Raw genomic sequence first — 13,427 nt, forward strand, 5'->3', positions numbered from 1 at the left:
AACCATCACCATGTCCGAAGACCTTCGTCCCCGCCGCTCGGTGCTCTACATGCCCGCGGCCAACGAGCGAGCGCTCGAGAAGGCGAAGTCGATTCCGGCCGACGCCATCATCTTCGACCTCGAAGACGCCGTCGCTCCCGACGCGAAGTCGGCGGCCCGCAACAGTGCGGTCGACGCCGTCCGGTCGGGGGAGTACGGCAACCGCGAGCTCACCATCCGTTGCAACGGACTCGACACCGAGTGGGGTGCTGCCGATGTCGCCGCCGCCGGAGCGGCAGCACCGTCGGCCGTGGTGATCCCGAAGGTCGACTCGGTGTCGATGGTCGACGACGTGTCGGCCCTGCTCGATGCCGCTCACGCACCCGCCGGCCTGAAGATCTGGCCGATGATCGAGACGCCGTCGGCGATCTTCAACGTTCGCGAGATCGCGGCGCATCCTCGCGTCGCCGTGCTGATCATGGGCACCAACGACCTCGCGAAGGAACTGCGTTCACCACTCGTCGAGGGCCGTCATCCGCTCGTGCCGCATCTCGCCACGGCGCTGCTCGCCGCTCGCGAGGCCAGCAAGGTCGCCATCGACGGTGTCTACAACGACGTGAAGAACCCCGACGGGTTCGCCGCCGAGTGTCGTCAGGGCATGGAGATGGGCTTCGACGGCAAGACGCTGATCCACCCGAGCCAGGTCGAGCCGGCCAACGACATGTGGGCGCCGTCGGCCGACGAGATCGACTACGCGCAACGCGTGATCGCCGCGTTCGACGAAGCGGTCGCCGAGGGCAAGGGTGTCGTCACGGTCGACGGTCGCATGATCGAGAACCTCCACGTCGACAACGCCCGCCGCACCCTCGCCACCGCCGACGCCATCAACGCCCTCACCTGACGCCGCTTCGTTCGGCGGGCGACTCGTGTATCAGGCAGCGCCGCGTCCGGTGAGGACGACGCCGATCGTCCGAGCGCAGATCTTCAGATCGTGGAGCAGCGACCAGTTGTCGACGTAGTAGAGGTCGAGTCGCTTGTAGGTCTCGAATGACGCATCGGAGCGGCCCGACACCTGCCACATGCCGGTGAGGCCCGGCAGCACTCGAAGCCGTTCCCGAACCGAATCGTCCCACTGCTCGAACTCGCTCGGGAGCGCCGGCCGAGGGCCCACCATGCTCATCGACCCGATCAGTACACAGAACAACTGTGGAAGCTCGTCGATCGACAACTTTCGAAGCACGCCGCCGACCTTCGTGATGCGCGGATCCTTGCGAATCTTGAACAGCGGTCCATCGGCCTCGTTCTGGTCGAAGAATTCGTGTTTGCGTTGCTCTGCGTTGTGTTCCATCGTGCGGAACTTCAGTACCTCGAACAGTTCACCGTCTTTGCCGATTCGGATCTGCCGGAAGAAGACCGGCCCACGCGAGGTGAAGGCGATCAACAGCCCGGCGATGATCTGAATCGGCAACGTGACGACGAGGATGGTCAGCGCAAGGCACACGTCGAATGTTCGCTTGGCCGATTCCTGCCAACCGTTGCGCATCACGGGTTCGACGTAGATCATGGTTCGGCCGTCGAGCGTCTGGGGACGGATTCGAGCGATGTCGATGTCACGAAGGCTCGACGACAACGCGACGTGGTATCCCGCATCGGTCAGGCGGCGCGTGAGGACGTTGACCTCGTCGGAATCTACCGACGACAGAGAGACGACGACTCCGACAGCGTCGTGCTCGTCGAGCACGTGACAGATGTTGTCGATCGTGCCGAGCACGGCAACGCCGCCGCGTTCGCCGAGATCGTCGTCGCCGGCGAACCCCACGACCTTGTAGCCGAGGGAGGGGTTGCGTTCATACGCATGCATGAGCCCGATCGCGTGGGCGTCGGTGCCGACGATGATGATCCGGCGTTGCAGGCGACCCTGGCTGCGCATCCGTGCGAACAGCGAACGGGCGAATCGGCGCTCCAGCAGCAGCGCCGTCGAGATGCTGAACGCCAGGAGCAAGACCCACAGTCGCGAGAGTTCGTTGTACTGCGATGCCAGCGAGATCAGCAACAATCCGCTCATTCCAACGCCGACAGCCTTGAGGATGTTGCTGGCTTCCTCCATGCGTCGCTCGTTGGCACGTCCCTTGTAGAGCCGATTGAAACCCGCACCGACCGCGAAGAATGGGAGGCTCGCGACCACCAACATGAGATGGCTCGACATGACGAAGCGCGGGACCGGTCTGAGAATCGCCTGGATGGCGAACGCAGCGACCACTCCGACCGCCATCGCCACGGCGTCGGCAACCACGAGTCGGGACTTGAGTTGACGAGACGTCAGCGTCGTGGGGGCGTCGTCACCCGTGGCCGACGGCACATCGCCACCATCCGCGCTCGATGTCGGTCCGGCCGGTAACTTTGCATATCGTTCCGGTCGCCTGATGATCGCGACGCGCTTCGACCGTTTTCGATCGCCGCTTGTCGGATTGTCCGCTCGGTGTAGTCCGCTTTTCATACCCATCCCTCGCCTTGACTAACCGTTCTACACCTGTGGCATGCCGCTGTCATGAGAATTATGGGTTTGCGTCGAAGATTTCTCCATTTCGATGCGTTACGCGCGTACGTGACCGCGCTGCGTCGCGCTCTTGGTCGGCGGCCCGCGACCGGACGTGCGTCGACGTCCGTGCTCAGGCTGCGCCGCGGCCGGTCAGAACGACCTTGACCGTTCGGGCGCAGATCTTGAGATCGTGGAGTAGCGACCAGTTGTCGACGTAGTACAGGTCCATTCGTTTGTAGACCTCGAACGAACTGTCGGACCGCCCACTCACCTGCCACATGCCGGTCAGGCCCGGAAGCACGCGAAGGCGTTCTCGGACCTCGTGGTCCCATTGTTCGACCTCTGTCGGCAGGGCCGGTCGAGGCCCGACCATGCTCATCGAACCGATCAAGACACAGAACAGTTGCGGAAGTTCGTCGATGGAGAACTTGCGCAGCAGACGTCCGACGGGAGTGATTCTCGGATCGTCCTGGATCTTGAACAACGGACCATCCGCTTCGTTCTGGTCCATGAGGCCCGCCTTACGATCTTCGGCGTCGACGCGCATCGTCCGGAACTTCAACAACTCGAACAGCTCTCCGTCCTTGCCGACGCGGATCTGTCTGAAGAAGACCGGACCCTTCGACGTCACAGCTACCGCGAGTGCCGCGATGATCTGTAGCGGCAGCGTCACGAGCATCAGCACGGACGCGAGCCCGACATCGAGAACTCGTTTCGCGCTGGATCGCCAACCGTTGCGAACCGTCGGTTCGACGTAGATCATCGTCTGGCCGTCGAGGGTTTGCGGGCGAAGACGACCGAGGTCGATGTCACGCAGGGAGGACGAGAGCGCAACGTGATAGCCGTGGTCGGTGAGCTGCCTCGTGAGGCGGTTGACGGCATCCGACGCGATGGATGCCAGCGACACGACGACGCCGACTGCGTCGTGCTTCTCGAGAACGTGGATGAGGTCTTCGACCGAGCCGAGTACCGATGCGGCGCCCTGCTCGTGGCCGACGACGCCGGCGAATCCAACGACCTCGTAGCCGAGCGTCGGATTGCGCTCGTACGAGTCCTTCAACGCGATGGCGTGATCGTCGGTTCCGACGATCACGATCCGCCGCAGCAGCGATCCTTCGCGGCGGAGACGCCGGAAGATGAAACGGACGATGCGACGTTCGATCAGCATGCAGGACGTCACGCTGACGGCGAGGGCGGCGATCCACAGCCGGGAGAGTTCGCCGAACTGGACGCCGAACGCGATGATCAGAATCACGCTGATGCCGAAGCCCAGGGCCTTCAAGATGTTGCTGGCCTCTTCGAGGCGGCGCTCATTCGCTCTTGCCTGGTACAGGTGGTTGAAACCGGCACCGAGTGCGAAGGCGGGCAGACTGACGACGACGAGTAGGAGGTGGTCGGTCACGATGAACCAGGGCACCGGTTTGGCGATCGCCTGGAACACGAAAGCCAGAGCGATGGCGAAGAGCAGGGTCGATGCATCGGCCAGCATCAAGCGCCGCCGGATCACCGACGGGGTCATCGGCGATGGCGAGCGCTCCAGACCTTCGGCCTGGCCGTTCTCGACGTTTGGGATCTCGGTCTGGACGAGTCGGAAGCGTTCGTTGGGTGTTTCCGAGCCATGTGCTGCCGTCTCCGCCATCGAACCTCCTCCTCCGCAACTAGATCGTCGATTCGCCATCGAGCGACTCTCTATCATCGGTAGAGCCGCCGATTTCTTGAATATTCCTTGCCGACGCGACGTCGCGCGACCGCCGAGAACTAGCGCGGAGGGTGGCGCAGCGCACTTGGCTCGCGGCGGTTGGCGACCGGCGCAGAGACGATCCAAACGTTGCGACTGTCGCGAGCGAGATTTGTCGCCGCTGCCGATCGCCGAACATGTCGAGCCGGTACGTTTCCATCATGGCGTTGGTGCCGAGCGGTCGAACCGCGAGATGGGCCGCCCTCACGGGGGTCGTGGCACTGATCGCTGGAGTCGCGCTCGCGAGCGTGTCCCTCCGCCGGATCCCTGCCGGTGGAGCCGAGCAACCGTCAATCGAGAACCCGGGCGGTGACGCCGCGCCGTCGGCTCATCCGCAATCGCCCGGCGAGGATCAGCGAGCCGGCAGCGAGACAACCGGTGGGGAGGGCGATGTGGACAACCTGCGAATCCCGTCAGGGCCGTACGAGGGTGTCGTCGACGATCGAACGTTCATCGCCGCCTTCGACGACGATCCGCTGGTGCCGACCCCGTGGTCAGCAGAGAACTGGGACGTCACGGTGCATTCCCGTGACCCGGAGACGTGGCTCGAGCTCGACAAGGTCGACGCGGCTCACGGGCCCAACTGCGAGCCGCCGCCGGAGTCGCACCCGGTGGTCGCCTACGACCACACGGTGTTCTCGTGCAAGAACCACATGATGACAGCGATCCGCGGAGACGCCTACGGCTTGATCTATCTCACGCCCAATCAACTCGTCGACTTCTCCGACGGTACGGCGACCATCTCGCTCGACATCTCGACGCTGCGAACCTCGGTGCGCGACTGGTGGGACGTCTGGATCACGCCGTACGACGAGCATTCGCAACTCCCACTGGATCTCGATGCGTCAGCCGACCTGGCAGGCCCGCCGCGCGATTCCATCCGAGTCGGGCTGGGAAGTGAGAATCAGATGCTGGCGGAGATCTACGACGACTTCGAGAATGTCCAGTTTCCCGATTGGCCGAATGGGCAGGTCACGGGTGACACGTTCACGGGGTACGAGACCTTCCTCGAGCCGGACGCCAAGCGTCGCGACACGTTCGTCATCGAGTTGTCGACCGATCATCTTCGGGTCGGGATGCCCGCCTACGACTTCTGGTGGATCGACACAGCGATCCCCACGCTCGACTGGAACGTCGGCGTCGTTCAGTTCGGGCATCACTCGTACAACCCGACCAAAGACTGCAACGTCGCCAACAACCCGGTTCCGCCGGTCACCGAGTGTCTGCCGACGACATGGCACTGGGACAACATCTCGATCTCACCGGCCATCCCATTCACCATCATCAAGGCGGCGGAACGCGGTGTCGGTGAGAATGTGCCGTCGTTCAACTTCCCGGCACCAGCCCCCGCCGACGCTCACTTGAGGTTCTCTGGCATCGGGCACGACCTCGAGGTCAGCTACGACGGCGGGCCGTGGCAGCCGGCCCTCGCACAACCGACGAAAGACGCGGTCAAAGAAGAACACTTCGCTTCGTACTGGACTCCGATCCCGGCCGGCACGACGCGAGTCGACGTCAGAGGTGCGGACTGGTACGGCGGGGACTGGCACGTGCGTGACGCCACCATCTGGTCACGCGACGTCGGCTGAGTTGCTGCTCGACGCCCTCGCCTCGTCGGAATCGGTCGGTGCGAAAATCTGCGTTAGGGTCATATTCCCGTGAGTGCCGCACTCGACGAAACCTTTGCTTCGGTGATCGTGTGCACTCGCGACCGCGGCGACAGCATCGTCGGAACGATCGCATCGATCCTCGCGAGCACGCATCGCAACTTCGAGCTGATCATCATCGATCAGAGTTCGTCCGACGAGACTCAGCACGTCGTCGCCGACCGCTTCTCCGACGACAGGATCCGCTTCGTCCGCGTGAGCGATGCAGGCGTCAGCCGGTCACGAAACCGCGGACTCCGACTGGCCCGGAGTGAGTTCGTCCTCTCGACCGACGACGACTGCGCAGTCGATGCCAACTGGATCGAGGAGAATGTGCGCGCGCTCGAGGACGACGCTCGTCCGGGCGTTGTGTACGCCGACGTGCGAGGCATGCCGGATCCTGACGGGGGCTACGTCCCCGAGAGCGTCGCTGATGCCGATGTGCTGCTTCGCGATGTTCGTGACTGGCGCTCCTCGTCCGACGGCGTGAACGTCGGCATCGGAGCATCGATGGCCGTGCGCCGCTCCGTCGCTCATGAAGTCGGCGGCTTCGATGTCGACCTCGGCCCCGGGAGTGAGCTGCGCAACGCCGAAGACACCGATCTGGCCCTCCGGATCCTGCTCGCCGGGCATCCGGTTCGTCGTCTGATTTCGACCGGCGTCGACCACCACGGCGCTCGTACGCCAGAGGAGTTCCGGACGCTCACGCGCCACGCCGCGCGGGGGCTCGGCGCCATGGCCGGCAAACTGGCCCGACGTCGGCCTCGTCGAATGGTTCCGTTCCTGTGTCGCCTGTACTGGAATCTCGTCCTCGCCGATGTGGGCCGAAGCCTTCGACGACGCAAGATCCCGAGAGTGCTCGGGCGAGCCGTCTATCTGACACGAGGCGTCGGCATCGGGCTGACTCGGCAGTCGTCACGAGACTCGTTGTGCTTCTCACCACCGAGCCCCTCGGTCGGATTCGTCACCGAGCGTCAAGTGGGATTGCGGACGTATTCCGACAATCTCGAACGGTTCGTCGTCGTAGACGACCGCATTCAGTCGACGTTTCACCCCATCGAGTATCGGGTCGGGTCGACGCGTTTCGATCGACTGCGTATGGTTCCGGAATCGGTTCTCGGATCGCTCCGGGGGCGCGCCGAGGTGCGCCGATCGCTACGGAGCGACGCCGACGCTCACCTCTTCCTGACCCAGACCCCAGTGGCACTCGGTGGTCGGCTGGCCCGGCGTCGGCCGTACGTCGTCATGGTCGACGACACCCCCCGCTTGTACGACGACATGGCGGTGCACTATGGCGAGAACGCCGATCGCGGTGGACCGATCGCCGCATGGAAGCACCGCGCCAACATTCGGGGCCTTCGAGGTGCACACGCGGTCGTTCCGATGTCTGATTGGGCGCGCCGGTCGCTGATCGATGACTACGGCGTCGCCGACGACCGAATCGTCGTGATCGCCACCGGTCTCGATCTCGACGAATGGACCGTCGGCGAGGCGGTTCCTGGAGCGATGCCGAGGATCTTGTTCGTGGGCGGCGACTTCGAGCGCAAGGGTGGTCCGTTGTTGATCGACGCCTTCGACGAGCTTCGCGGTCGAGCGGAACTGGACATCGTGACACGATCGGAAGTCGAACCTCAGGAGGGTGTGCGGGTTCATCGCGGACTCGGGCCGAACAGCCCCGAGCTCAGACGCCTCTATGCCGAATGCGACATCTTCGTGTTGGCGAGTATGGCCGAGGCATTTCCCAACGTCATCGTCGAGGCGAGCGCGTCCGGCCTGCCGTGTGTGGTCAGCGATGTCGGGGCGATGGGGGAGATGATCGTCGAGGGGGAAACCGGATTCGTCGTGCCCCCCGCCGATGCTGATGCGCTGGCGAGTCGGCTTGCCGATCTCGTCGACGACCACGAACTCCGAGCTCAGATGTCGGCTGCGGCCCGTCGTCATGCCGAACGGCACTTCGACGGTGATGTGAATTCGAAGAGAGTCGTCGATCTGCTCCTTGCTGCGCTCGACGACTCCTGATCTTCTCGGTACGAGCTCAGTTCCTCGAGAGATCGTCGGCGAGACGAAGCGCCAACGCGATGATCGTCAGGGTCGGATTTGCATAGCCAACCGTCGGGAACGTCGAGCTGCCGATGACGAAGAGGTTGTCGGTTCCGTGGACCCGGCATCGATCGTCGACGACGCCGTTGTGTGCGGTCGCCGACATCCGGGTCGTCCCGGACGGGTGGAAGGCCCCACATGGCGTCGTCAGTTCGGGCGTCGAACCCCACCTCGTCGGAGCGAAGGCTCCCACGCCCGTCTGCTCGCATGCTCGGCCGAGGAGGTCGGTGGTGCGGCGGAGGCTGTCGAGGTCGGCGTCAGACCAGGTCCAGGTCAGGTCGCAACGCTGTCTCCCGAATCGGTCGACCGTCGTTCCGAGAGTGAGTCGATTGCCAGCGTCCGGTGCGAGCTCGATTTGTGTTTCGATGTCGAATCGCTCGAAGGGCGTCCACCGTCCGGAGACGCCCGACCAGCCGGCGTCGATCCTCGGTGGCATGCGTCGCTGAGCTGCGGTGAGCCCGACGCCGAGACGGAGCGAGTGAAGTGCTGTGCGTGCGACTCGACTCGCAGATCGCCGTTCGCCGAGCACCCGTAGGTTTCCGCGTAGCAGTCGCCCGATGTCGGATCGCCCGGCCGCGATCAGTGGTGACGGCTTGGGGAGGAGCATCGACGCGCTGTGCAGCAGTTCTTCGCTGCGCAGCAGCGCAGCCGTGGGGATTAGCTTGCCCATGACCGAAGGGCGAGCGGAACCAGCATCGGTCTCGCGCTGGGTGAGGTCGTACATCCTGGCAGTGCTGAACATGTCACGTCGGGCGGGTGTCAGGGTCCCAGTGAAGACGCGATGGTGGTCGGTGTAGAAGCGGCCGACGATGTCGGAACCGCCTCCGAAACCTGCCCCGGCTCGCGCATCGAGCAGTAGGCGTGCGTTCTCAAGTCCGCCCGTAGCCACGACGAACCGGGAAGCAGCGGCGCTCAAGCGCGCCGGACGGTCGTGGTCGATCTCGAGCACGGTCGCCCGAGACGGCGAGCCCTGCAGTTGGCCGGCGGATCCACCGAGCACGACATGAACGTTGGGGGACGCCTCGAGCACGTCGAGAAGATCGCGAGTGAACCGTCGTGGATCGGCGAACTGTTCGATGCCGGTGCTGAAGCCAGCGGTGTCGAGGGCGAGCGGTTGATGATCGTCGTCGGTCCAAGCATCGAGTTCGTAGCCGCGTTCGTCCAGTGACAAGAAACGGGTGGCAGCGCCGTAGTAACGCTGGAGTTCATCCCAGGAAATCGGCCATCCGCTGTTGGGGATCCATGAGCGGCGTTCGAGGTCGATGGGGGAGAGCGGCACCATCCGCACGCCGCGGCGGTTCCAAGGCAGACGCACGATCCACTCGTTTGCCGCACCGCCGAATCGGTGGGGAACGAGCGCTGGGGCATCGAAGTCTCCCGACATTTCGGCAACGCCCGCCTCGTGGAGCCCATCTGGCGTGCCCGGGTATCCACCGGCTTCGACCACGAGGACGGTGTGTGGACCACCGTCGAGTTGTGCGGCGAGGGTCAAGCCGGCCGGACCTGCACCGATGATGCAGATGTCGGCGGTGAGCCTGGTGTCGTCGCTGTGGCGGTCACAGGTCGTGATCAACGAACGTCGGTCCCTGTCGACGCGATGATGAGCATCAGTCGTGCGTGCTCTCAGCGGCGTATGGGCTGACGCCGAGCATCTCAGGAATCGTGACGAACTCGTACCCGTCTGCTCGAAGTCGTTCGACGATGATGCGAACTGCGATGGCGCTCTGAGTCTTTTGGCAGTTTCGAATGTTCGACGTTGCGTCGTGCATCAGGATGATCGACCCCGGCTGAACGCGCGAGCAGACCTGTTCGGCGGTGACAGCAGCGTCGGTCTCGGGGTCTTTCCAATCATCGGGATAGACGTCCCAGCCGATGATCGTCTGACCGCGACGCCGAACGCGGCGAGCTTCCCATGGTGTGAGCCATCCCCACGGAGGCCGGTACAGCGATGGTCGCATCCCGATGGCGCGCTCGATTGCGTCGTCTGTCGCGGTCAGGTGAGCGTCGCTGCGCAGTGACGCTGCCTGAGCGCGCGAGTGATACATCGAGTGGCTCGCGACGATGTGGCCACTGTGGTGGGCACGCTGGACGATGTCGGGGTACCACTCGACCATCTCGCCGACACAGAAGAATGTCGCCTGCACGTCGAGATCGTCGAGAACATCGAGCATCGACTCGGTCGACGGCCTGCTCGGCCCGTCGTCGAAGGTCAGCGACACCGTGCGCTGACTTCGGTCGCCGTGCTGGTGGTAGCTGCCGAACCCGGTGCGAGGAGGTGCGAGCAGCGAGGTGCCGAGGCGATCGAGGCGGGGGCGAACGACTGGGCCGATGCGCCGTCTCACCTCGTGTTGAATGCCCACGTCTCAACGATAGCTGAGCTGAAATCGCTAATGTGCTCATGAAACGAGGACGGGTGCAGACTGGAATGACAAGCGAGTGGCCACTCCCAAAGCGGCGGCTGTTGATGGTGCACGACAGCCATCAGTTCGGTGGCCTGGAGAACGTGATGCTTCGCTCGGCCGATGCGCTCGCACACGAGTTCGACGTCGCGATACTCGTGCGCGGATTCGCCGGGACCGAGCACACGAGTCCGATACGCCTGATCGAAGAGGCCGAGAAGATGGGCATCAGGGTGCTCCGCCCGAACACGACGACGCAACGTCTTCCGATGCCGATCCGCCGCATGCTGAACCTGGTCGCTGTCGGGCGGCTCATTCGGCGTTTCGACCCTGACATCGTGCACGTTCACACCGCTCGAGTCGAGGGCGGACGAATGCACACCGTCGTTGCCCGTCTGGTGCGTCGATGCGCGGTGGTGCGCACGGAACACAACTCGCCGTCGGCCTACAGCAGCGCACCGTTCGGTGGCATCGTTCAGCGCGTGACCGATCGTCTGACCGCACGCGTGCTGACGGTGTCGCGATCCGATGCGGCCGAACAGTGCGAACTGGTCGGTCGCGATCCGGCCAAGGTGCAGTGCGTCCACAACGGCGTCGACGTCGACCGGTTCGTTCCGGCGTCGCCGGTCGGAGCCGGTACCGACGATCTGGTCATCGGTACCCTCGGCCGTCTGACACCGCAGAAAGACCACGCGACGCTGGTCGCAGCGATGGCCGAAGTACATGAACGTGTTCCATCGGCCAGATGCCTGATCGTCGGAAGTGGCGAGCTGTGCGGCGACTTGGCAGAACAGATCACGGCCCTCGACCTCGATGAGATCATCGAGCTGCGCGATGCCGTCGATGACGTGGTACCGGTGCTCCACTCGTTCGACATCGGGGTGATGACGTCGAGGCACGAAGGATTGTCGCTCGCGCTCCTCGAGATGTTGGCAGCAGGCTTGCCGACCGTCGTCTCCGACCACCCGGGTCTCACCGAGGCGATCGTCGAGGGGACGACGAGTCGGGTCGCGGTAATCGGTGATCCGTCGGCGTTCGCCGACGCCATCGTGCAGTTGATCGAGAATCCGGGCCTTCGGATCGCGTTCTCGATGGCGGCGCGGTCACATGCGGTCGAGAACTTCTCGTTCAGCGTTCACATCGAGCGACTCACGTCGGTCTACCAGGACTGTCTGAAACGATGAGCAGTGCCACCGATGCCGGCTCCTCGTCGGGCGTGAGCGACACCGTTATCTCGGTCGCGATCCCGTGCTACAACTACGGGCGCTATCTGGAGAGCTGCGTGCGCAGCGTGGTCGAGCAACAAGGCGTCTCGACGAGAGTGCTGATCGTCGACGACTGCTCGTCGGACGATTCGCAGGAACGCGCGGCCGAACTCGTGCGGGTGTTCGACAACGTCGAATACACGCGTCACGCCCGCAATCAGGGCCACATCGCGACGTTCAACGACGGCGTCGACTGGGCGAACGGACTCGGGTTCGCCCTGCTGTCCGCCGACGATCTGCTCGCGCCGGGTTCGCTCGGCACGGCGGCGTCGGTGCTGACCGCACACCCGTCGGTGGGCCTGCTGTACGGCGACGTGCTCCGATTCGACGAAGTGGCTCCGAGTCCGGTGGTCGCGCCTCCGGTTGTCTCGATCGTTCCCGGCGGTACGTGGGTGCGCCGCAGGTGTTCGACGGGTGAGAACAACACGTTTTCGCCTGAGATCGTCGTTCGGACCGACGTGCAGCGCCAGATCGGGCCGTACCACCATGGTCTCAAACACACGTCAGATCTGCATATGTGGCTGCGGGCAGCGACGGTCTCCGACGTCGCTCGGGTCGCGGGCCCGACCCACGCGTTCTACCGAGTCCACGGCGACAACATGTCGGCCGGTTTCGGAGAGGCAGCGCTCGACCTGGAGCAGCGACGCGAAGCGTTCAGGCTGTTCTTCGCCGACGCCGACTTCCGCCGACCCGAATCCGAACGGCTGGAGCGTCTGGCGATGCGTGCGCTCGCCCGTGATGCGGTCGAGCGGTCGAGTCGGCGGATGGACCACGATGCGGAGTTCGACCCATCCGATCTCGTCGACTTCGCTCTCGACACGGATCCCGGACTGACGCGATCTCCGGCGTGGCTGGGCCACACGCTCCGCCGCCGACTCGGCCCGGGTCGTTGGCCGTGGTTCCCACCGTTCGTTCTGGGACGACTTGCGCGGAGGGCCCGTTTCCTGCGCCGTCATCCTCGGCTTCGACGAGATCCCGACTGACGACGGTCGCGAGGAGATCCGCGGGTTCATCGATGCCGTGCAGGGTCAGCGCTGTCCCGCGCCGACGTCGATGTGGACCGAGACGCTGCGACGGGCCAGAACATCGAGAACGGAGTAGAGAAACACCGCGGCGCCCACCATTTCGAAGAGTTCTTCCACACCCGTTTGGAGCGCGTACTGAAGTCCTCGTTCGCCGTCTTCGGTGGCTGACCCCACCGCTGCATTGACCATTTCCATCAGGACTGCTCCACCGACATAGAGCGCCCCCGAAAGGACGAACAGGTTGCGGGAGCGACGGTCGAGTCGGGCGAGAAACGGCAAGTACACGAGTCCGACTGCGATGACGAACGCGATGCCGACGACGACCCACTGGTAGTACAGCACGCCGGTTCGGTTCTCGATGAGGCCCTGATCGCCGACCCATTCGTGAATGGCGGCCACTTCATCGATCGAGAGCAGGGCGAAGATCACCGAGAGTCCGAGCCAATGGCGACCGTTGCGCGGGTCGATTGCCGCTGAGGTTCGGTATACGACCAGCAATGCGACCGCTGACATAAACAACAACAACGCCGCGAACCAGGTCGGAATGGCCGTGTCGATACCGAGATTCACTTTGTCGATGAACCCGCGTCCGGTGATGCCGCGCTCGATGGCCAAGGTGACGGCGACTGAATGTGTGACGAAGAACAGGCCGGATATGCCGACGAGGACGTTGAGGAGATGGAGCGGTCGAATCTCTATGGTCCATCTCTGCATGACGCTCACCTGCCTCTCGTCC

The 13,427-nt window shown here is 64.1% G+C and carries 10 protein-coding genes; 5 read left to right on the forward strand and 5 right to left on the reverse strand.

Going from position 1 to position 13,427, the window contains the following annotated elements; translation table 11 throughout:
• Window positions 1–10 precede the first annotated feature (10 nt).
• Window positions 11–880: an HpcH/HpaI aldolase/citrate lyase family protein gene (locus YM304_RS07160; RefSeq protein ID WP_015440989.1), complete on the forward strand. Its 870-nt coding sequence runs from the start codon at window positions 11–13 to the stop codon at window positions 878–880.
• A gap of 30 nt (window positions 881–910) precedes the next feature.
• Here the strand turns inward: YM304_RS07160 and YM304_RS07165 are convergent, their stop codons facing one another.
• The gene (locus YM304_RS07165) at window positions 911–2,338 is read right to left on the reverse strand and encodes a sugar transferase (protein WP_015440990.1); all 1,428 of its coding nucleotides are present in this window, start codon (window positions 2,336–2,338) and stop codon (window positions 911–913) included.
• Between the two features lie 310 nt (window positions 2,339–2,648).
• Entirely contained in the window at window positions 2,649–4,196 is a 1,548-nt protein-coding gene (locus YM304_RS07170; protein ID WP_231897635.1) for a sugar transferase, read from the reverse strand.
• A gap of 92 nt (window positions 4,197–4,288) precedes the next feature.
• Here YM304_RS07170 and YM304_RS07180 point away from each other — a divergent pair, with 92 nt between their 5' ends.
• Together YM304_RS07180 and YM304_RS23865 are read left to right on the forward strand one after the other, a co-directional pair.
• Entirely contained in the window at window positions 4,289–5,845 is a 1,557-nt protein-coding gene (locus YM304_RS07180; protein WP_154723348.1) for a hypothetical protein, read from the forward strand.
• A 69-nt stretch (window positions 5,846–5,914) separates the two neighbouring features.
• Window positions 5,915–7,921, forward strand: a complete 2,007-nt coding sequence (locus tag YM304_RS23865) for a glycosyltransferase (RefSeq protein WP_015440993.1) — start codon at window positions 5,915–5,917, stop codon at window positions 7,919–7,921.
• 16 nt (window positions 7,922–7,937) lie between these two features.
• On the opposite strand, the gene YM304_RS07190 is transcribed toward YM304_RS23865, so the two are convergent.
• Both YM304_RS07190 and YM304_RS07195 read right to left on the reverse strand, forming a co-directional pair.
• A complete protein-coding gene (locus YM304_RS07190; RefSeq protein ID WP_015440994.1) occupies window positions 7,938–9,575 on the reverse strand; it encodes an FAD-dependent oxidoreductase in 1,638 nt (545 codons plus the stop codon).
• Between the two features lie 34 nt (window positions 9,576–9,609).
• Complete coding sequence (locus YM304_RS07195) at window positions 9,610–10,362, reverse strand: polysaccharide deacetylase family protein (protein WP_015440995.1); 753 nt, start codon at window positions 10,360–10,362, stop codon at window positions 9,610–9,612.
• A 104-nt stretch (window positions 10,363–10,466) separates the two neighbouring features.
• Between YM304_RS07195 and YM304_RS07200 the strand changes: the two genes are divergently transcribed.
• Together YM304_RS07200 and YM304_RS07205 are read left to right on the forward strand one after the other, a co-directional pair.
• On the forward strand, window positions 10,467–11,585 hold the full coding sequence (locus YM304_RS07200; protein WP_015440996.1) for a glycosyltransferase family 4 protein: 1,119 nt from the start codon (window positions 10,467–10,469) through the stop codon (window positions 11,583–11,585).
• Window positions 11,582–12,649: a glycosyltransferase gene (locus YM304_RS07205; RefSeq protein ID WP_015440997.1), complete on the forward strand. Its 1,068-nt coding sequence runs from the start codon at window positions 11,582–11,584 to the stop codon at window positions 12,647–12,649. The genes YM304_RS07200 and YM304_RS07205 overlap by 4 nt, the downstream gene beginning before the upstream one ends.
• Before the next feature lie 45 nt (window positions 12,650–12,694).
• Here the strand turns inward: YM304_RS07205 and YM304_RS07210 are convergent, their stop codons facing one another.
• On the reverse strand, window positions 12,695–13,414 hold the full coding sequence (locus YM304_RS07210) for a hypothetical protein (RefSeq protein ID WP_154723349.1): 720 nt from the start codon (window positions 13,412–13,414) through the stop codon (window positions 12,695–12,697).
• Window positions 13,415–13,427: the final 13 nt, after the last annotated feature.

The sequence above is a fragment of the Ilumatobacter coccineus YM16-304 genome (assembly GCF_000348785.1).
Taxonomy (GTDB): Bacteria; Actinomycetota; Acidimicrobiia; order Acidimicrobiales; family Ilumatobacteraceae; genus Ilumatobacter_A; species Ilumatobacter_A coccineus.